This window comes from Georgenia ruanii, from assembly GCF_009193175.1.
In the GTDB taxonomy this organism is placed as follows: domain Bacteria; phylum Actinomycetota; class Actinomycetes; order Actinomycetales; family Actinomycetaceae; genus Georgenia; species Georgenia ruanii.
Window position 1 is genome coordinate 15,764 of the sequence record NZ_VUKE01000017.1, and the last position, 17,981, is coordinate 33,744.

Below are 17,981 nucleotides of genomic sequence, written 5' to 3' on the forward strand. Positions count from 1 at the left end.
TCTCAGACGGGCGCCGCCGACAGGTCGAACTCCGTGCAGATGTCCGGCCCGAGCACGAACCGGCGCACCGGGGCCGCCAGCGCGTCGGCGAGCCGGTCGGAGCCGGTGAAGCGGATGCCTGGCACGCCGTCGCCGATGAGCAGCGGCGCGGTGGTGAGGAAGAGCCGGTCGAGCCGGCCGGCGGCGAGGAAGGACGAGACCGTCCGTCCGCCGCCCTCGACCAGCACCCGCCCCAGCCCCCGCCGGTGCAGCGCGGCCAGCACGGTCGCCGGCGCGAACCCGTCGGGGCCGACCGGCAGGCGCACCACCTCGACGTGCCCCGCCAGGCCGCCCGGCACGCCGGCGTCGGGCCCGACGCACCACAGGGTCGCCGCGTCGGCCTCGGTGAGCACCCGGCTGCCGGCCGGGACGCGGGCGCTGGGGTCGAGCACCACCCGGACCGGGGAGACGCCGGTGACGGCGCGCACCGTCAGCCGCGGGTCGTCGGCGACCACGGTGGCGGCGCCGACGACGACGGCGTCGACGAGCGCGCGCAGCCGGTGCAGGTGCTCGCGGTCGTCGGCGCCGGTGACGAACTCCGCGTCCCCGCTGCGCGCGGCGATGAACCCGTCGGCGCTCTGACCCAGCTGGCCGATGGTGAGGCGGGGGCCGGCGGCCACCAGCGGGCCGTACCGGTCGAGCAGCACGGTGTCGAGCCCGGCCACCGCGGCCGCGGGGACCCGCCCGGCGATCAGCTCGGACCAGGCGTCGGGGGCGGCGGCCAGGCTGTCGTGCCCCATCCGCACCCGCTTGGTGGTCAGGTAGAAGGCGTTCTCCGGCCGGTCGGCCACCGGGAGGGCCTGGCGGGAGACGACCTCGACGCCGAGGTCGGTGAGCTTGGTCGCCTTGTCCGGGTTGGAGGACAGCAGCCGGACCCGGGCGACGCCGAGGTCGCGCAGGATGGCCGCGGCGTCGTCGTACTCGCGGGCGTCGGCCGGGTAGCCGAGCCGGAGGTTCGCGTCGACCGTGTCCACGCCCTCGTCCTGCAGCGCGTAGGCGTGCAGCTTGGCGAGCAGGCCGATGCCGCGCCCCTCGTGGCCGCGGAGGTAGATGACCAGGCCCCGGCCCTCGCGGGCGATCTCGCGCAGGGCGGCGTCTAGCTGCTCGCCGCAGTCGCACCGGCGCGAGCCGAGCGCGTCGCCGGTGAGGCACTCGGAGTGCACCCGCACCAGCGGCGCGAGGTCGTCGAGGGTCTCCGCGGCGACGTCGCCGAGCACGAGCGCCACGTGGCCGAGGCCGGCCGCGCCGTCGTAGCCCAGCATCTGGAAGGTGCCGTGCGCGGTGGGCAGGGTGGTGGCCACCACCCGGCGGGTGAGGACGTGGACTTCGGCGTCGGTCATCCGCACAGATTGGCACATGAGCACGGCTCCGGGCAGCGGCGACGGGCACGCGTCTCACCTGCGGGGCTGCCCGCTGCCCGGGGGCGCGCAGGGGTCGGTCGCGGGTGTGCCGGGCGGCGGGTCGGTCGCGGGCGTGCCGGGTCAGTCCCGGGCGTACCGCTCGACGAAGGTGCGCAGGATGCGGTTGGGGGAGCCGTCCACGGCGGCGGTTCGGGCCATCTGCTCGACGCGGGCCTGCTCGCCCGGCGGGAAGTAGCCCGCGTCGCGGTAGATGCGGATGCGCTGGAGCAGCCCGGGCACGTCCAGCTCGGGGTGGAACTGGGTGCCGTAGAGGTTCTGCCGCACCCGGAACATCTGCACCGGGCAGGTGGCGGAGGTGGCGAGCAGCACCGCCCCCTCAGGCAGGGAGGTCATCGCCTCCTTGTGGCCCACGAACGCGCGGAACGCCGGCGGCAGGTCGGCGAGCAGCGGGTCGGCCCGCCCGGCCTCGGTCAGCTCGATGGCGGGCGCGCTGATCTCCTCGGCGTACGTGCCGTCGATGAGCGCGCCCTGGTGGCGGCCGAGGGTGCCGACCCCGTAGCAGGCGCCCAGGAAGGGGAAGTCCTCGGCGACGACGACGTCGAGCAGCCCGGCGAGGTCCGCCTCGGCCCGGCGCTGGGTGTCGCTCTTGTGCTCGAGGGGGATGGAGCCGGTGTACGGGCTGCCCCCGACGAAGACGCCCGAGTAGTCGGCGAGCTCGATGGGCGGCAGCGGGGCGGCGTCGAGCCGGATGCGCACCAGCTCGCGCTCTTCCAGTCCGCCGTAGCGCAGGAACGCCTCGTACTCGCTGTCCGCGGCGGCGTCCTCCGGCCGCGTGGCCAGGAGCAGGAAGGGCTTCACGGCATCGAAGGGTAGCCCGGCCCGGCGGGCCCCCGGCGCGCGGGCCTCCTGGCCACGAGGGCCGCCTGCCACGCGACCGCCTCTCCCGGCTGGCGCCTGGCGGCGGTGGCCTCCCCGCCGCCCCTCACCGGGTCAGGCCCGGGCGAGCAGGAGCCCGGCGAGCACCGTCCACAGCGCCGTCAGCGCGTACCCGAGGACGAGGCCGGCGACGGCCAGGCCCCGCCCCTCCCGGGCGTGCCCGGGGGCCAGGCCCGCCATGGCGCGGCCGTGCCCGGCCGGGGTGGCGCGGTGCAGCGCGAGGTGCCCGCACACGATCGCCGCGATGCCGACGAACGGCACGACGGCAAGCAGCCCCAGGGCGAGCGCGGCGACGGCCACCGGGTCCGGTGCCGCACCCGGGAACGCGGCGGCCCCCTGGTCCGACGGCGCGTCGTCTCCGGCTGGTGGGCGCGCGTCGTCGTCGTCGGGCCGGCCGCCGGCGGGGCCTCCGGGGGTTGCCTTCTTCATCGGGCGTCCCTCCCTCCTGGCGGCCAGCGTGGCACGGCGCGCGTGCCCCTCACTCTGACGGGATATCCTGACCACCCGAGCCGTGGCCCCAGCAACTGAGGGCGCGGGGATCCACGAGCATCGGGAGGGCGTCATGGACGCGGCACGCAAACGTTTCAGCGGCTGGAAGCTGTACGGCGACGGCCGGCACCTGGGTGCGGGCGAGGTGGTCGCGCCCGACGAGCGGCTGAGCTGGCCCAGCACCATCGGCATCGGGGCGCAGCACGTCGTCGCCATGTTCGGCGCGACGTTCCTCGTCCCGCTCATCACCGGCTTCCCGCCGTCGACGACGCTGTTCTTCTCCGCGATCGGCACCCTGCTCTTCCTCGTCATCACGGCCGGCCGGGTGCCCAGCTACCTGGGGTCGAGCTTCGCCTTCATCGCCCCGATCGGCGCGGCCACCGACCTGTTCGGCAGGCCCTCCGCGCTCGGCGGCATCGTGTCCGTCGGCGTGCTGCTCGCCATCATCGGCGTCGTGGTCCACTTCGGCGGCGCGAAGTGGATCGACATCGTCATGCCGCCGGCGGTGACCGGCACGATCGTGGCGCTCATCGGCTTCAACCTCGCGCCCGCCGCCTGGAGCAACGTCCAGAAGGCCCCGGTCACGGCGATCGTGACCATCTCGGCCATCGTGCTGGTCACGGTCCTGTTCCGGGGGCTGCTCGGCCGCCTGTCCATCCTGCTCGGCGTGCTCGTGGGGTACGCCACCGCGACGCTGCGCGGTGAGGTGACCTTCGAGAAGGTCAGCGCGGCGCCCTGGGTCGGCCTGCCGGAGTTCACCGCGCCGCACTTCGAGCCGGCCACGCTGGGCCTGTTCCTGCCCGTGGTCCTCGTCCTCATCGCCGAGAACGTCGGCCACGTGAAGTCCGTCAGCGCCATGACCGGCAGGAACCTCGACGACGTCACCGGCCGCGCCCTCTTCGCCGACGGCGTCTCCACCGTCCTCGCCGGGTCCGGCGGCGGGTCCGGCACGACCACCTACGCAGAGAACATCGGCGTCATGGCGGCGACGCGCGTGTACTCCTCGGCGGCCTACCTGGTCGCCGGGCTCGTGGCGCTCCTGCTGAGCCTGTCGCCGAAGTTCGGCGAGGTGGTCAACACCATCCCGCCGGGGGTCCTCGGCGGGGCGGCGACCGTCCTCTACGGCATGATCGGCATGCTCGGCGTGCGCATCTGGGTCCAGAACCGCGTGGACTTCTCCGACCCGGTCAACCTCAACACCGCCGCCATCGCCCTGGTCATCGGCATCGCGAACTTCACCTGGGTGGTCGGCGACATGCGCTTCGAGGGCATCGCGCTCGGCTCGGCGGCGGCGCTCGTGGTCTACCACGTCATGCGCCAGATCGCCCGGGCCCGCGGCACCGTCCAGGAGGCCGCCAGCCCGGCGTCGGCCCCCGCCGGCACCGAGCTCGAGGACGGCGCGCTGCACCGGGACCGCTGAGCGCCGGGCGCCTCGCCCCCGCCCTTCGGGGGCCGGGGTGGCGTCCTGGTCGCAGCCAGTACGCCACTCCGCTCGCAGCCAGAACGCCAGTCCGGCTGCGCGCCCCGGGGCCGCGGCGCAGGGTCAGGCCGGCGCCTGCGTGGGCGCCTCGACCGGCGTGCAGCCCGCCGGCGCCTGCAGCGGCGCCGAGGGGTCGAGCGCGGCGATCTGGTCGGGCGCGAGCATCTTGTCGTACTTGGCCCCCAGCACGACGTCCACCGTCTCGTCGCCACGGGAGGAGTCGAGGCTGACGACGGCGCCGGGGAAGACCCGCGCCAGGGAGTACCCGGCGGCGACGCCGAGCGGACCGACGACGATCTGCACCGCCTCGGCGTAGGCGCCCTGCGGCCAGTTCGCCTGCTGGTTGACGACCACGCCGAGCTGGCCGAGTGCCTGGCCGGTCTCGCCGGCGAGGCCGCCGCGGTCCGTGCCGTTGTAGACGTTGGCCAGGACCTCCGAGAAGGGGACCGGGGTCGCGCCCTCCGGCGGGCACGGCGTGACGATCTGCGCCTCGCTCGGGCTGGCGCTGGAGAACTGCCGGGTGAACGGTGCGGGCACCGCCCCGGCCCACATCAGCCCCGCAACGAGCCCGACCACGAGCAGCACGGCGATGAGCGCGCCGAAGATGACGGTCTGGCGTTGCTGCAGGCGCCGGCGGCGCAGCGCCTGCTGCCGCGCGGCCTCGTCGGTGGCGGTGGCTGTCACAGCACTCACGGTAGTGGAGTCAGGACGACGCGACCGGGTGCCCCGCCTCGTCGAGCTCGAGGATCCGGGCATGGAGGATGAGGCGCTGCTGCAAAGCCGCGCGCAGCGCCCGGTGCAGGCCGTCCTCCAGGTAGAGGGTGCCGCGCCACGAGACGACGTGGGCGAACAGGTCGCCGTAGAAGGTCGAGTCCGACGACAGCAGCGAGCGCAGGTCGAGCTGGCTCTTGGTGGTGACCAGCTGGTCCAGCCGCACCTGCCGCGGGGGGATGCCGGCCCAGTCCCGGGGCGTGGTGAGCCCGTGCTCCGGATAGGGGCGCCCGTCGCCCACGGCCTTGAACATCACGGCCACGATCTTAGGTGCTGCGCGTGTCCGAGCAGGTGAGGGCACGGCTGCGGCGTGGAAGGCGTCGCCGGTGTGCCAGGCCGGCTACGCGCCGGGCGGTCCCACCCGGCGCGCACGCGCGCCCGGGCCGGCCCGGGCGCGATGGCCGGGCCGGCACCGCGCCGCTCACATCACCCGGATGAAGACCGGGTTGGCCATGTAGATCGGACCCTCGGACAGCGGCGTACCGGGGTTGCGGGCCGCGATGTGGTGGCCGCCGCCGGTGTAGATGCCCACGTGACCCGGCCCCCACACGAGATCACCCGGACGGGCCTCGGCCGCGGAGACCACGGTCCCGGCGTAACGCTGCTGGCTCGAGGACCGGGGCAGGGAGACCCCGACCTGGGCGAAGACGTACTGGGTGAACCCGGAGCAGTCGAAGCCGCCGGGGCCGGTGCCGCCGTGGACGTACGGCGTGCCGAGATACTGCCGGGCGACGTTGACCACCGCGCTCGCCGACGCCGACGGCGGCGGTGCGGGCGCGGGAGCCGGGGCGGGGGCAGCTGCCGCCGGGGCGGCCGCCGCACCGCCGGCAGGGGCGGCGCGCGTGGCCGTGCGGAGGGCCGTCCGGTCGCCCGCACGGGACGCGGACGGGGCGTTCCGGGCGACCGCGGGCGCCGGTGCAGGGTCGGGCGGAGGCGGCGGGGTGGCGACGGCGTCGATCGTCGCCACGCTCCAGGTGACCTCGGCGGGCACCTTGACCGTCGGCGTGATCATCGCCGCGATGGCTGCTTTCGGCGGGGTGCCGGTGTCGACCTTGCGCGGCGGGTCGGCGCTGGCCGCGGTGGCCGCGACCGCGACGACGAGGCCCGAGGCCACCAGCGCGGCCACCCCCCGGCGGGCGACCGCTGCGGCGGAGTCCGGCGCGGCGAATACGGGCATGGATGGACGGCGCGGCAGTGTGCGGGGCGCGCCGGTGCTGCAGTTCGGCATGAGGTGCCTCTCCCGCCGCCTGCGAGGTGAGCTGTCGGGTTCGGGTGGGAGAACACCCGGTGGGCCGCATCGCCGCACTTCACCCCAGGCCCTGTCGCCAGGGCCGCAAAACGTTGGGTCCCCCGTCCCTGCCACGCGTCCATGGCCCCCGGCCGGCGGCAGGGCTCGGCGTTCCGACCGGAGGCTCGCCGTATGGAAGGGTCCGGCGAGCGCGTGTGACGTTACTCGCATTCCAAGTCGATTATCACGTTTTGGTCACGGCATGTGCGCAACCTCCGTCCGGCCGCCACCACGGGCTTCCGGGCCTGCAGGGTGGTCACCGGACCGACCGCGTGCCGATCGGGCGGCCTCGGGGACGACGGCGGCCCCCGGACCGCGCGGGGAGCGCGATGCGGGGGCCGCTGCCGTTCGGGGGCCGAGGCTCAGATGGCGCCGTGCTGCTGCAGCCAGGTGAGGGGGTTCATGGTGTTGTCGGCAGCGTCGTGGACCTCGAAGTGCAGGTGCGGCCCGGTGGAGTTGCCGTTGGAGCCGACCCCGCCGATGACGTCGCCGGCCGCGACCTGCTGGCCGGGGGTGACGTACACGCCGTCGTCGTACATGTGGACGTACCAGGTGTAGAACGTCTGGCCGTTGATGTTGTGCTGGATGATGATCAGGTTGTTCGAACGCCCGTTGATGCCGGCGCCGGCGTGGGTCACGGTGCCCGCAGCCGCGGCGTGGATCGGGGTGTTGCGCGGGGCGGCGATGTCCTGGCCGAGGTGGAAGGAGTAGGCGGAGCTGCGGCCCAGCGGGTCGTTGCGGTGCCCATAGCTCGAGGTGAGCGAGATGGGGCCGGCGATCGGCGAGACGACGCGGTTCGCGGCCTCGGCGGCCTTGCGGGCCTCCTCGGCGGCGGCGGCCTCGGCGGCCCTGCGGGCCTCCTCGGCGGCGGCGGCCTCGGCGGCCTTGCGCGCCTCCTCGGCGGCGGCGGCCTCGGCCGCCTTCTGGGCCTCTTCCACGGCCTGCCGCTCGGCAGCGCGCGAGGCAGCTGCAGGGTCGTTGCGCAGGGACTCCGGGGTGTTCGCCTCCGGGGAGGCGACGTCGATCGCCGCGAGGGCGTTCGGCTTGTCGTGCCCGGTCGCCGCGACGGCGCCATCGGTGAGCCCGGAGGTGCCGACGACGGGCGTCAGGATCGCCAGGGCGGCCAGGGTGCCGGCCATCAGGGCGCGGGGACGGGGGCTGCGCGGGGAGCCGTCACGCAGGTCTCGGCGTCGGGGGCCGGTGGCCAGGGCGAGGACCTCGGTGGCGACGGAGTCGGCGGCCGGCGTCGCGTGGCCCTGGGCCACCATCTGGGCGACGGTCTTGGAATCGACGCTCACGGTGGAGGTCGCACTGCCGGGCAGGGGGGACGTGTTCACGAATGCCTTGACGAGGCGGCGGCGCCAGTCGCGCCGCTCGGCTTCGCGGATCTCACGTCGGGTCTGTGGCGTCCGGGTCTCGGGCACGTCACGACACGGCATCTACTGAACCTCCACAGGTTGGTTGGCCCTTATAAAGGACGGGGCTGGGCGGTTACCACGACGTTTTCGGTAGCGCCACCCGGGAATGTCACGAAACGATAACGAGGCCCGATCTGGACGGTCTACCCCCCTAGCCGTGTGCGACCGGTCACGAGCGGGTGGCGCACCGGCGATGCCCGGTTCGGGGGTGGTAAAAGCGCAGCCCAGGAGGGGGAGGTTCCGGACGTGGCGGAACCTACGTAGCGGGTTGTGAGGTCGGGCACGGTTCGGTCGGTCTTCGTCCGTCGCTTATGGCACCTGGCGATGGCGGGCGTCGAGCCGGCCGGGTCGGGGGGTGCCTTCAGCAACGACGAAGCCCGGGCCCTCGAGGGAGGGTCGGGATGTCAGATGTATCCCGGCATCAGGTCCGGCGGAGCATGCGGGATGCGTGGACCGCGGCGCCCTCCTCTGCGTGCCTTGGAGCTGCACCGGATCCGCTGCGGCTGTCGACGGTGGCGCTGCGGCGGCTGGTCTGGATGGTTCAGCTGCCGCCCACGACGGCGGCGAGGGTGGGCCTTCGGAAGTACTGAGGCGGTCGGTTGGCTGCGGGAGGTTACCTCAGCCAATATTGAGGCAATGAACGACGAGCGAAGTGACGGTTTGCGGCGCCGGGTCTCGCTGCACGCGGCCCTGGCCGACCCGGCCAGGCTGCAGATCCTCGACACCCTGAGCCTGGGCGATGCCTCCCCCTCCGAGCTCGCCGAGACCCTGGGGGCGCCCTCGAATCTGCTCGCCCACCACCTCAAGGTCCTCGAGCAGGCGGGGATCGTGGCGCGGGCCCGGTCCGAGGGCGACAAGCGACGCTCCTACGTCCACCTGGTGCCCGGTGCCCTGGACGACCTGTCCGCGCCCGCGCTCCGGCCGGCGCCCCGGGTGCTCTTCGTGTGCACCGCCAACTCCGCCCGGTCCCACCTCGCGGCGGCGCTGTGGCGTCGGGCCAGCGACGTTGCTGCTGCCTCCGCCGGCACTCACCCCGCCGAGACGATCGCCCCCGGCGCCGTCGAGACCGCCCGCCGCCACCGCCTCGAGCTGCCGCAGGTCCGCCCCCAGCACGTCGACGACGTGCGCGCCGACGGCGACCTCGTCGTCACCGTCTGCGACCGCGCGCACGAGGAGCTCGACCTGCCCGTCGACGTCCACTGGTCCATCCCGGACCCGGTCGTCCCTGGCACGCCGGAAGCGTTCGACCATGCCCTGGAGGAGATCGGCCGCCGCGTCGACAACCTCGCCCCGCACCTGTGCCCGCTCGCCACCCCCGCCAACACGACTACCGCCGTGCCCGCTCACTGAGTCCCAGGAGACCCCATGTCTGACCGTCCCAGCGTCATGTTCGTCTGCGTCCACAACGCCGGCCGCTCCCAGATGGCCGCCGGCTACCTGGCCGCCCTGTCCGGCGGCCAGGTCGAGGTCCGCTCCGCCGGCTCCGCGCCCGCCGCCCAGATCAACCCCGTCGCGGTCGAGGCGATGGCCGAAGAAGGTATCGACATCACCGCCGCCAAGCCGAAGGTCCTCACCCCGGACGCCGTTCAGGCCTCCGACGTCGTCATCACCATGGGCTGCGGCGACGCTTGCCCCTACTTCCCCGGTGTGCGCTACGAGGACTGGGAGCTCGAGGACCCGGCAGGCAAGGATCTTGACACCGTCCGCCGCGTCCGCGACGACATCCGTGACCGCGTCGAGACGCTCCTCGCTGAGCTGCTTCCCTCGGTTCAGGCCTAGGGGTCGAAGGTGACCGAGAGCCCGCCCCGCAGAGCGGGGTTGGCGCCGCGGTCCTCAGGATCAGTCGGGAAGTCCAGGTCGCTAGCCCACTCCCAAGGCATTGCTGAGCGGACCCAGCGAGACGATCCGTCGCATGCCTGCGGACGCTGGTGCCGACGCCGCCTTGGGCGGGAACTGTGACCAAGGATGTTGACCCATACGGTTCAGCGTGCAAGGCTAAACCGTATGGTTGAGCAAACGGCAGACCTGGATCGGCTCTTCCACGCCTTGGCGGATCCGACACGGCGTGCCGTCCTCGAGCGGCTCGGCCAAGGGTCGGCGACGGTGACCGAGCTGGCCGAGCCGTTCGGTGTCTCGCTGACGGCCATCAAGAAGCACCTCCACGTCCTGGAGGACGCCGAGCTCGTGGTGACCGAGAAGGTCGGCCGCTCACGCCACTGTCGGCTCGGCGCGGAACGGCTGGACAGCGCCATGTCCTGGATCTCCTTCTACCAACGGCTGTTGGAGCGCCGTCTCGACGGCCTCGACGCCTACTTCACCCTCACGAAAGGAACGGACCGATGACCGAACCCACGACGAAGACGGCCCCGCTCGAGCTGCGCTTGTCGCGGCACCTGCCGGCCACGCCCGAGGAGGTCTTCGACGCCTACACCGATGCCGAGAAGCAGAAGACCTGGTTCTCCATCCTCGACGAGGAGCCAGGGATCGTCAGGATCGAGGTCGACCTGCGGGTTGGCGGGCAGCAGGTGGCGGTCTGGGGGCCCAGCGAGGACGCCCTGTTCCGCGAGACCCAGACCTTCCTGGAGATCGACCGCCCGCACCGGCTGGTCACCGAGTCCGTCGGCTCCACGCCCGACGGGCAGTCGATGACGACCCACATCACGGTGACCTTCCAGACTGACGGCGACGGCACACTCATGACGGTCCACCAGACCGGGTTCCCCGCCCCGGAGATCCGCGACTTCTTCGCCTCCAAGGCCTGGGTGGGCGCACTGGACCGAATCGATGCATACCTGCGCACCCACGGCAACCGGGCGGTGCGATGACCGGGTCCATGAGCGCCCCGACGCCCTGAAACGTCGAGCGTCTCGTCATACGCAACAGCACCGGCCGTCGACATGGCGCCGACCTTCCGCTTGGTGCTGGCCCGCCGTCGGCAGGGTCGACCGGTCGACCCGCGAGTCCAGGCCCCGCAGGCGCGAGCTCCGGCGTCGTCGGCGCTACTGATCGCGGAAGTTCAGCCCCCGCGAACCAAGCTCCTCGCGCAGGATACGGATCGCCTTGGGGCCCACGCCATGAATCTCCAGCAGCTCCCGCTCCGACCACTCCGTCAGCTGCGCGACCCGGGTGATGCCGTGCGCCGCCAGCCCGCGAGGCGCCACTGCGCCGAGGGAGGCGGGGAACTCGGTTTCCTCGGTGGTCATCCGGGCTCCCATTGTTCGTCGTTGCCCGGCCACGTGGTCACGGAGGAGCGACATCAGCGAATCGTGACGGTCTGGTCCACAGGTATACCCGAGCGCATCATCGAACGTGGCGCGAAGCGGGCGGGAGACTGCCGCGCTCCGAGCGCTGCGCGCGAGGCAGCGGCGCGGGTGCGACCCCAGACCAGCTCTTGGAGAACGTACGGACGGCGCGTTCCTGGCCTCAGCTCGTCGACGGCTCGGGATCCTCCTCGGCCGGCGCGAACTGAGCGAGCGAGACCTGGACCGCCTCGGCAAGCTGCTCCACCGTCGCGGTCCCCGAGGCCTCGACGGTCCTCGCCCACGCACGGACGGACTTCGCATTGAAGGCCACGACCTCGGGCGAGCCGGCCGCGGCGACCGGATCCTCCGGTGCCTCGCCGGCCCGGAACAAGGCCCAGCCCCATCAGGGCACCGTCCCAGCCCGGACCGACCCACATCGCGCCGGCGCCACTCTGCACCATCTCGATCGGCACGGTGTGCTCGAGCTCGAACACGGTGCGCTCGCCCTGGGGCGTCAGTCGGACCTCGACGATGGAGACCTCGGACCGGAACGTCACGCGGTAGCGGCACGGCGCCTCGCACTCGAGAATGTCGCCGCCTGAGTTGCCCTCGAGCTGGAAGCTGCCGCCCGCTCGCAGGTCGCCGCTGATGGCATGAACCAGCGGGCAACGCGCTCGGGGTCGGTCAGGGCGTTCCAGATGTCGGTGGCCGCGGCGTCGTAGGCGCGCCGGGCGACGACCGTGACGTCCTCGCCGCCGTCGTCCCGTCGGCGGCGCTCGACCGTACGGTCGATGGCGCCGATCTGAGCGGCGATGTCAATCATGGCTGCTCCTCGGGGGCTAGCTGCTGATGGTTGACGGGGCCGCGGGTGCGGCGCTGGCGCTTGCTCCGGGCGAGCTCGGTGGCGAGCGCGTCGAGAGGCTGGTCCCAGATGTGACGGAACTGCTCCAGCCAGGCGTCGACCTCATGGAGCGGCCCGGGCGCCACCGAGTACAGCCGACGCGCACCCTCGGCGCGCGCCACCGCGAAGCCGCTCTCACGCAGCACACGCAGATGCTGCGACACGGTGCAGGCTGGGAGATCCCGAACTCGCCGCGCACAACGACCGGGGGTATGGCGCTACCCGGTGCGGAGTGCAACCACCGCGGGGATGCGGCGCCGACCTTCGTCGGGCTGATGAAGCATATCGAGACGGAACTTCGTGTAGCCGGTGCCGACATTCCGCACCAGTGAGTCCCGTGCCGGTCGTTCGTGACGTCGCCAGTTTGAGGGGCGTTCCCACGGGTTGAGTTGTGGGATGCCCGGCTTGGTGGCCGGGCATCCCGGGCATTCACCAGTCCGCTGGCCGGGTGTCCTTGCCGTCGAGCCAGAGTCGGTCGCTCGCGTCTCGGTGGGAGCCGGTCGACCCGACGTGCTTGGTGCTGATCCGGTCGCCCTTGGTGATGACGTGGACGAGAGCCATCGCGTGCCCGTGGCCGAGCCCGTAGGTCTCCTTGAGCCAGGAGGCGACGGGCGTGGCCTTGCTGCCCGGACCGAACCCTTGCTCGTGGGCGTGCTCGATGAGTTGGCGCGGGGTGAGTCCGGTCTTCGTCTCGACGTTGTCGAGGTATGCCTGGAAGGACATCAGCGGTTCTCCTGGATCATCGTGTCGGAGGCGTGAATGCAGATCATGCGCAGGGTGCCGGACCCGGTGTTGGTGAACCCGTGCCAGATGCCGGGGCCCACGACGGCGGTGTCGCCGGTGCGGGCGACGACGGTCTCGTCCCCGATCGTGAGGGTGGCCTCGCCCTCCAGGACGTGCCACGTCTCGCTGTAGGGGTGGCGGTGCGGCCCGGGCCCCTGGCCGGGGTCGGTGGTGACGAGGAAGAACGAGACCCCGGACCCGTGTTCGCGGCCTTCGTAGCGCAAGGTCCGCGAGCCCGGCATCCGCACCGTGTCCGCATGGACGACCGTGACCATGCCCCTCTCCCTTCGGTGGATCGGCCACCACCGATCGACTGTCATCGACCGGTGGTGGCCGACGCCGGTCCAGCGTCGTAGGGGTTGGAACTGCCCCGCTATGGTTTCGACGTGGATCGAAACGTCGTTGAGTTCCGGCTCGCGCCCGGCGACCTCTCCTCGATCCGGTTCGGCGTCTCTCCCGGGCACGAGCTGGCGCACGCGGTACGGGTGCTCGGACAGGCGCAGTACCACCCGCTGCAGTGGGGGTGGCTGCGGCGCACGCGCGGACAGGTCCCCGGGGCCGCGTTCGAGCTCCTGGGCCTGCTGGTCGGCTCCGACGGGTACATGCCGGACTTCCTCACCTCGACACCGGGATGGGACCTCGGCCCTGACGAGGAGCTCGCCCGGCTGCGCGAGGCCGACCTCGGGCCCATGCGGGTGGACCTGCTCAAGCGCGTCGACGGCACCAGCGGCGCCGAGCAACGTGTCCTGCGTGCGATGGCCGACGACCCGGAGCGCGCGCGGGCGGTCGTTGCCGACGCGTGGAAGCAATGCTGGGACGCCCTGCTCGACCCGTACTGGCCGCAGCTCGAGCGGGTCCTTCGCGCCGACATCGGTGTGCGGTCGCGCCGGATGACGATCCATGGCACCGGCGAGATGGTCGACAGTCTGCACGAGGCGGTGAGCTGGGCGCCGCACGCCGTCCGCGTGCGGCTCCGCCTCCACGCCGAGGTGCTGGACTGTGCCGGCGGCGGGCTGGTCCTGGTGCCCTCGGTGATGGCGCCTCGTTGCGCCGTGGTGACCGAGCCGCCCGCCCAACCGACGCTTTTCTACCCCGCCCTCGGCGTCTCTGAGCGATGGGCCGACGCCGCCACCGACGCCGGGAGTGCGCTCAGGGACCTGCTCGGGACGGGACGCGCCGGCGTGCTGCTCGCCCTGCGCGGGCCGCTGTCTACGACCGAGGTCGCCGCGGCCGAAGGGCTGGCGGCATCGACGGCCTCGCACCACCTGTCGCTCCTGCGCGCGGCGGGCCTGGTCGACTCCCGGCGCGAGGGCCCGCGGGTCGTCCACGTGCGCACCCCGCTCGGCGAAGCACTCGCCGGCGGATCTGTCCCCCAGCCCCAGCCGTAGCGGCTGCGCCTCGCAACTCTGGACGCGCAACGTGGCACGAGTCGAACGCTTCGCACAAAGCGGCCGCCCGGGCCGTGCCTCGCGGTCAGCCCACGGGGTCGGTGCGGCCGCTCACGGAAGGACCTGCTCGCCGGTCGATCACCGGGGCGATGGGCCCGGATCTCCTTGAGCCCCTCATGAGCCGTGCCGGGTCAGTGAAGGCAGGGGCGGCCATGCCTGCATCGCAACGGCGAGCAGTTTGCGCGCGAGAGGCGCCGGCGTTCGCCATGGCCGACAGTCGGTGTCAGACGCAGTGAATGTGTCCGGGCAGGGTCTCGACGGACGTCGACCGGGGCAGTTCGCTCGTGTATGAGGTCCAGGCCCATACGCATCTCGGAGACGCTTAGCACATGGAGCAATGCACGAAGGCCCCTGACCTGCGTTGCTGCAGGTCAGGGGCTTGAGATACCGGCGGAGGATGGCGGATTCGAACTGTTCGCCAGCCCCTCACGGGCGAGGTCACGGATCGCCGTTTGGCGCGCAAACACTGGGGTTTCGGCGGGCTGGCCGATGGATGACAATGTTGAGATTCACCGATCTACAGGGCCGGTAGCACATGAGTTAGCACATGAACGAGCGTTCAATCGGCCGACCGTGCGAGGCGGCACCATCCGCTACGTGGCACTGCCCCCTGCACCGACCCGTCCGTTGCGGACTGGCTCACCAGCAGTCAACTGCCGTGGAAGCGGCTTGTCACGCTCGGCCCCGGCCGACTTCCCGGCGTACGCGGGACTGCGCTCTTCCCCGACCCGGCATGCCCGCCTTGGTCGGGGCGAGCTGACCGCGCCTGGTTTAGACACCCGGCCGCCCTCCGTCTTGTTGGCCCCTGCCGTGCTCAGCGTTTTGCCAGCCCTCAGGGGTCTACTGAACGTCGTGGTCGCCGGATTCGAGGTCCGTGCCTCTGGCAGCGGGGGAAGAGCCCGGCTGCTCGAGGATCTGTCTCACTCGCACGGGCTGCTGACGACGCCGCTGCCCGGAACGGTGCTGGCACTTGGCGCGGCGGTGCTCGCCGTCGTGGTGGTGCGACGCGCGCGCCGTTCCCGCGGCGGCCGGGGCTCGCTCGTCGCGGGGCTGGCGGGTCTCGTCGGCCTCGGGGTGTTGTCCGCCGCCGCGTATGTCAACGCCTATGCGGGGTACCTGCCGACCTTCGCCGCCCTGGAGGAAGCGGTCGGGCTGCGCCAGACAAGCGGGCCGGCAGCGGAGCCGCCGGCGGCGCACACCGCACCGGAGGCTGCGACGGACGCACCTGGCTCCGGGCCGAGCCGCACCACCGGGACCGTCACGCAGGTCGAGGTCCCTGCGCCCACGCTCGGCATCCGGGACGGCACCACCTACGTCTACACGCCGCCGGGCTACGACCCGTCGGCCGCGCGGCGGTATCCGGTGATCTACCTGATCCCCGGGAGCCCGGGCACTCCCGCCGACTGGTTCCGCGCCGGCAGGGTCGACCGGGTGATGGACGCCCTCGTCGCTGCCCACGCGGTACGCCCGGCGATCGTCGTCGCCGTGAACACCGGTGCGGGTGCCCTGGGCGACACGGAGAGCCTCGACGTGGTCGGTGGCCCGAAGGTGGAGAGCTACTACACCACGGTGGTCGTGCCCTATGTCGACGCGCACTACCGCACGGTGCCGGACCGGCGGGACCGGGTCATCGGTGGGATGTCCTCGGGCGGGTTCGGTGCCCTCAACGTCGGGCTGCGGCACCTGGAGCTGTACTCCACCATCCTCGCGTTCGAGCCCTACGGTGACCCGGGCCGGGAGAACCTGCGCCGCCTGCTGGGCGGCGACGCCAGACGGTTCCGCGAGAACTCCCCCAACCCGTACATCCGCACCATGGCCTTTCCCCTGCCCGTGAACGTGTTCCTGGACGTCGGCGGCGCCGCCGGCCGCGAGGTGCACGAGGTCCGGGCGTTGGCCGATGCGCTGTCCCAGCGGGGACAGCAGGTCGAGTTCCGCATCGAGCCTGGGGCGCGCCACACCTGGAACGAGGCCGTCGTCGGGCTGCCCTACGCGCTGTCCTTCGCGGCCGCGCACCTGCCCTGAGCCCACTCGTCGACTCCCGGCGCTCAGTCGACGTCAGGCTCGGCGGCGACGTCGGCCATCTGCGGCGCGGGCGCGGCGGGCGCCGCGCGGCCGCCGTCGGACGTGGCAGGGACCAGTGCCACGTCCCGGCGCGACACCGCGAGGTAGCCGACCACCGCGAGGATGACCAGCAGGAAGAGCGCGCTGGTCACCACGGTGCCGAGGCCGAGCCCGCCGTCCCCGCGGTCCTGGGAGAGCAGGTCGCCCAGGGAGGCGCCGAGCGGGCGGGTGAGGACGTAGGCGATCCAGAACGCCAGGACCGCGTTGAGCCGGAAGCGCCAGTACGCGAGCCCGACGACGGCGATGAGCGCGGCGAAGATGACGACGGAGAGCCCGTAGCCCAGGCTCAGGCTCTCGGCAACCAGGTCGCCGGCCGCGGTGCCGAGGGCGAAGGTGAACAGGATGGCGAGCCAGTAGAACCGCTCGCGGCGCGCGGAGACGATGCTGTGGATCGACAGCGTCCGCTCCTTGGCGTACCAGGCGGCAAAGGTCGCGGCCAGCGCCACGGCGAAGACGATGGTGGTGGCCTGCAGCGGCACGCCGAGGTTGTCGGTGAGGTTGTCGGTGATGAGCGTTCCCACCACGGAGATCAGCACGACGGCGAGCCAGTAGATGCCGGCGGTGTAGCGCCGGGTGCGGAACTGCAGGACCAGGGCGACGACGAGGAGCACGGTCATGACCACGGTCGTCCCGCTCAGGCCCAGGCCGAGCGTGGAGTTGAGGTAGTCCGCGGCGGTCTCGCCCACGGTCGTCGCCATGACCTTGACGATCCAGAAGTAGAGGGTGATCTCTGGGACCTTGCTCCAGAGCTGGCGGGAGGCGGAGGGGGTCCGCGGGATGTCGTATGTCACCGGAGGGAGGTTTCTCGCATCTGCTGGGCAGAACCTGCGGGCATCCTGGCAAGACCCTGAGACGGTGTGCGGCCGGTGCGGAGACCGGCAAGCATCCGGGCGCTGTCATTCGCGGAGCCGCGGCACATCTGCGGACGGGATTGCCGTCACAGGCCTTCTGCACGACATTCCCAGCAATCGCCCGTATGGTGCCCCGTCGTGATCCCGATCCTCGCCAGCGCTTCACAGACGGCCGCGTCCGCCCCCCTCGACGGCGTCGCCGGATGGGCAGTAAGCATCATGGAGACGCTCGGCGGCCTCGGCGCCGCCCTGCTCATCGCCCTGGAGAACATCTTCCCGCCCCTGCCCAGCGAGGTCATCCTGCCGCTGGCCGGGTTCACCGCCTCGCGCGGCTCGCTCGGCCTGGTGGCGATGATCGTGTGGTGCACGGCGGGGTCCGTGGTCGGCGCCTGGGTGCTCTACGGCATCGGGGCACTGCTCGGGCGCGAGCGCACCCGGGCCATCATGAACTGGCTGCCCCTGGTCAAGCTCGACGACGTGGACAAGACCGAGGTGTGGTTCGACAAGCACGGCCGGGGCACCGTGCTCCTCGGCCGCATGATCCCCATCTTCCGGAGCCTCATCTCCATCCCCGCGGGCATCACCCGCATGCCGCTTGTGCTCTTCACGGTGCTCACGGCGGCCGGCTCGCTGGTGTGGAACACCGCGCTGATCCTCGCCGGCTACTGGCTCGGCGAGCAGTGGACGGTGGTGCAGGACTACGTCGGGATCTTCACCAAGGTCGTCATCGTCGCCGTCCTCGTCGCCCTGGCGTGGTTCGTCATCGCCCGGGTGCGCAACACCCGCATGTCACGCACGTCCGGCGAGACGGGCGACGACGCCGCCTGAGCTGACGGTCCGGGCTGTCGGCTGG

General features: G+C 72.4%; 21 protein-coding genes, 1 pseudogene and 1 riboswitch. Of the genes and pseudogenes, 8 read left to right on the forward strand and 14 right to left on the reverse strand.

All coding sequences use genetic code 11. From position 1 onward, the window contains the following. Positions 1-2 precede the first annotated feature (2 nt). The 3 genes from ribA to GD880_RS15605 all read right to left on the reverse strand — a co-directional run bounded on the left by ribA (position 3) and on the right by GD880_RS15605 (position 2,765). Positions 3-1,379 carry a GTP cyclohydrolase II gene (gene ribA, locus GD880_RS15595; RefSeq protein WP_152232543.1) on the reverse strand — a complete coding sequence of 459 codons (1,377 nt, stop codon included), beginning with the start codon at positions 1,377-1,379 and terminating at the stop codon, positions 3-5. A gap of 141 nt (positions 1,380-1,520) precedes the next feature. Next, on the reverse strand, positions 1,521-2,258 hold the full coding sequence (locus tag GD880_RS15600) for a glutamine amidotransferase (protein ID WP_152232544.1): 738 nt from the start codon (positions 2,256-2,258) through the stop codon (positions 1,521-1,523). 132 nt (positions 2,259-2,390) lie between these two features. Further along, positions 2,391-2,765 (reverse strand): DUF4190 domain-containing protein, encoded by a 375-nt coding sequence (locus GD880_RS15605; RefSeq protein ID WP_152232545.1) that lies wholly within the window; start codon positions 2,763-2,765, stop codon positions 2,391-2,393. 133 nt (positions 2,766-2,898) lie between these two features. Between GD880_RS15605 and GD880_RS15610 the strand changes: the two genes are divergently transcribed. Beyond that, positions 2,899-4,245, forward strand: a complete 1,347-nt coding sequence (locus GD880_RS15610; protein ID WP_152232621.1) for a uracil-xanthine permease family protein — start codon at positions 2,899-2,901, stop codon at positions 4,243-4,245. A 123-nt stretch (positions 4,246-4,368) separates the two neighbouring features. Here the strand turns inward: GD880_RS15610 and GD880_RS15615 are convergent, their stop codons facing one another. From GD880_RS15615 to GD880_RS21065, 4 genes are all read right to left on the reverse strand, one after another. Next, the gene (locus GD880_RS15615) at positions 4,369-4,989 is read right to left on the reverse strand and encodes a LytR C-terminal domain-containing protein (protein WP_193314554.1); all 621 of its coding nucleotides are present in this window, start codon (positions 4,987-4,989) and stop codon (positions 4,369-4,371) included. Positions 4,990-5,008: 19 nt separating this feature from the next. Then, entirely contained in the window at positions 5,009-5,332 is a 324-nt protein-coding gene (locus tag GD880_RS15620) for a type II toxin-antitoxin system VapB family antitoxin (RefSeq protein WP_152232547.1), read from the reverse strand. A gap of 165 nt (positions 5,333-5,497) precedes the next feature. Then, positions 5,498-6,253: a C40 family peptidase gene (locus GD880_RS15625; protein WP_152232548.1), complete on the reverse strand. Its 756-nt coding sequence runs from the start codon at positions 6,251-6,253 to the stop codon at positions 5,498-5,500. A gap of 73 nt (positions 6,254-6,326) precedes the next feature. Further along, a riboswitch (cyclic di-AMP (ydaO/yuaA leader) is annotated at positions 6,327-6,429 on the reverse strand. Between the two features lie 297 nt (positions 6,430-6,726). Then, positions 6,727-7,662 carry a M23 family metallopeptidase gene (locus tag GD880_RS21065; protein WP_152232549.1) on the reverse strand — a complete coding sequence of 312 codons (936 nt, stop codon included), beginning with the start codon at positions 7,660-7,662 and terminating at the stop codon, positions 6,727-6,729. Positions 7,663-8,418: 756 nt separating this feature from the next. On the opposite strand from GD880_RS21065, the gene GD880_RS15635 reads away from it, so the two are divergent. The 4 genes from GD880_RS15635 to GD880_RS15650 all read left to right on the forward strand — a co-directional run bounded on the left by GD880_RS15635 (position 8,419) and on the right by GD880_RS15650 (position 10,607). Continuing rightward, positions 8,419-9,132: an arsenate reductase/protein-tyrosine-phosphatase family protein gene (locus tag GD880_RS15635; RefSeq protein WP_152232550.1), complete on the forward strand. Its 714-nt coding sequence runs from the start codon at positions 8,419-8,421 to the stop codon at positions 9,130-9,132. Between the two features lie 15 nt (positions 9,133-9,147). Continuing rightward, positions 9,148-9,561, forward strand: coding sequence for an arsenate reductase ArsC (locus GD880_RS15640; RefSeq protein WP_152232551.1), 414 nt, complete (start codon positions 9,148-9,150; stop codon positions 9,559-9,561). Between the two features lie 225 nt (positions 9,562-9,786). Further along, the gene (locus GD880_RS15645) at positions 9,787-10,125 is read left to right on the forward strand and encodes an ArsR/SmtB family transcription factor (protein WP_152232552.1); all 339 of its coding nucleotides are present in this window, start codon (positions 9,787-9,789) and stop codon (positions 10,123-10,125) included. Then, complete coding sequence (locus GD880_RS15650; protein WP_152232553.1) at positions 10,122-10,607, forward strand: SRPBCC family protein; 486 nt, start codon at positions 10,122-10,124, stop codon at positions 10,605-10,607. Before GD880_RS15645 ends, GD880_RS15650 begins: the two co-directional genes overlap by 4 nt. Positions 10,608-10,781: 174 nt before the next feature. On the opposite strand, the gene GD880_RS15655 is transcribed toward GD880_RS15650, so the two are convergent. From GD880_RS15655 to GD880_RS15675, 6 genes and pseudogenes are all read right to left on the reverse strand, one after another. Next, complete coding sequence (locus GD880_RS15655; RefSeq protein WP_152232622.1) at positions 10,782-10,997, reverse strand: helix-hairpin-helix domain-containing protein; 216 nt, start codon at positions 10,995-10,997, stop codon at positions 10,782-10,784. 208 nt (positions 10,998-11,205) lie between these two features. Beyond that, positions 11,206-11,415, reverse strand: a complete 210-nt coding sequence (locus GD880_RS20855; protein WP_226909716.1) for a hypothetical protein — start codon at positions 11,413-11,415, stop codon at positions 11,206-11,208. A 162-nt stretch (positions 11,416-11,577) separates the two neighbouring features. Beyond that, entirely contained in the window at positions 11,578-11,847 is a 270-nt protein-coding gene (locus GD880_RS20860; RefSeq protein ID WP_226909717.1) for an SRPBCC domain-containing protein, read from the reverse strand. Then, positions 11,844-12,127, reverse strand: a pseudogene (locus GD880_RS15665) (ArsR/SmtB family transcription factor); the annotation flags it as partial. The pseudogene GD880_RS15665 and the gene GD880_RS20860, both read right to left, overlap by 4 nt. A 227-nt stretch (positions 12,128-12,354) precedes the next feature. Further along, a complete protein-coding gene (locus tag GD880_RS15670; protein ID WP_152232554.1) occupies positions 12,355-12,648 on the reverse strand; it encodes a DUF4287 domain-containing protein in 294 nt (97 codons plus the stop codon). Continuing rightward, complete coding sequence (locus GD880_RS15675) at positions 12,648-12,983, reverse strand: cupin domain-containing protein (protein WP_152232555.1); 336 nt, start codon at positions 12,981-12,983, stop codon at positions 12,648-12,650. Before GD880_RS15675 ends, GD880_RS15670 begins: the two co-directional genes overlap by 1 nt. A 111-nt stretch (positions 12,984-13,094) precedes the next feature. On the opposite strand from GD880_RS15675, the gene GD880_RS15680 reads away from it, so the two are divergent. Together GD880_RS15680 and GD880_RS15685 are read left to right on the forward strand one after the other, a co-directional pair. After that, positions 13,095-14,096 carry a DUF5937 family protein gene (locus tag GD880_RS15680; protein WP_152232556.1) on the forward strand — a complete coding sequence of 334 codons (1,002 nt, stop codon included), beginning with the start codon at positions 13,095-13,097 and terminating at the stop codon, positions 14,094-14,096. 912 nt (positions 14,097-15,008) lie between these two features. Further along, positions 15,009-16,178, forward strand: a complete 1,170-nt coding sequence (locus tag GD880_RS15685) for an alpha/beta hydrolase (protein ID WP_193314556.1) — start codon at positions 15,009-15,011, stop codon at positions 16,176-16,178. Positions 16,179-16,201: 23 nt separating this feature from the next. Here the strand turns inward: GD880_RS15685 and GD880_RS15690 are convergent, their stop codons facing one another. After that, positions 16,202-17,068 carry a COG4705 family protein gene (locus GD880_RS15690; RefSeq protein ID WP_226909719.1) on the reverse strand — a complete coding sequence of 289 codons (867 nt, stop codon included), beginning with the start codon at positions 17,066-17,068 and terminating at the stop codon, positions 16,202-16,204. A gap of 207 nt (positions 17,069-17,275) precedes the next feature. Here GD880_RS15690 and GD880_RS15695 point away from each other — a divergent pair, with 207 nt between their 5' ends. Beyond that, positions 17,276-17,956, forward strand: coding sequence for a DedA family protein (locus GD880_RS15695; protein ID WP_452176751.1), 681 nt, complete (start codon positions 17,276-17,278; stop codon positions 17,954-17,956). Positions 17,957-17,981 lie beyond the last annotated feature (25 nt).

What these genes read in the sequence shown, in the direction of transcription:
- GD880_RS15655 (WP_152232622.1), bottom strand. Translation starts at nt 10,997, where the DNA reads ATGGGAGCCCGGATGACCACCGAGGAAACCGAGTTCCCCGCCTCCCTC.
- GD880_RS15640 (WP_152232551.1), top strand. Translation starts at nt 9,148, where the DNA reads ATGTCTGACCGTCCCAGCGTCATGTTCGTCTGCGTCCACAACGCCGGC.
- GD880_RS15610 (WP_152232621.1), top strand. Translation starts at nt 2,899, where the DNA reads ATGGACGCGGCACGCAAACGTTTCAGCGGCTGGAAGCTGTACGGCGAC.
- GD880_RS20860 (WP_226909717.1), bottom strand. Translation starts at nt 11,847, where the DNA reads ATGATTGACATCGCCGCTCAGATCGGCGCCATCGACCGTACGGTCGAG.
- ribA (WP_152232543.1), bottom strand. Translation starts at nt 1,379, where the DNA reads ATGACCGACGCCGAAGTCCACGTCCTCACCCGCCGGGTGGTGGCCACC.
- GD880_RS15645 (WP_152232552.1), top strand. Translation starts at nt 9,787, where the DNA reads ATGGTTGAGCAAACGGCAGACCTGGATCGGCTCTTCCACGCCTTGGCG.
- GD880_RS15670 (WP_152232554.1), bottom strand. Translation starts at nt 12,648, where the DNA reads ATGTCCTTCCAGGCATACCTCGACAACGTCGAGACGAAGACCGGACTC.
- GD880_RS15650 (WP_152232553.1), top strand. Translation starts at nt 10,122, where the DNA reads ATGACCGAACCCACGACGAAGACGGCCCCGCTCGAGCTGCGCTTGTCG.
- GD880_RS15605 (WP_152232545.1), bottom strand. Translation starts at nt 2,765, where the DNA reads ATGAAGAAGGCAACCCCCGGAGGCCCCGCCGGCGGCCGGCCCGACGAC.
- GD880_RS15675 (WP_152232555.1), bottom strand. Translation starts at nt 12,983, where the DNA reads ATGGTCACGGTCGTCCATGCGGACACGGTGCGGATGCCGGGCTCGCGG.
- GD880_RS15635 (WP_152232550.1), top strand. Translation starts at nt 8,419, where the DNA reads ATGAACGACGAGCGAAGTGACGGTTTGCGGCGCCGGGTCTCGCTGCAC.
- GD880_RS15625 (WP_152232548.1), bottom strand. Translation starts at nt 6,253, where the DNA reads ATGCCCGTATTCGCCGCGCCGGACTCCGCCGCAGCGGTCGCCCGCCGG.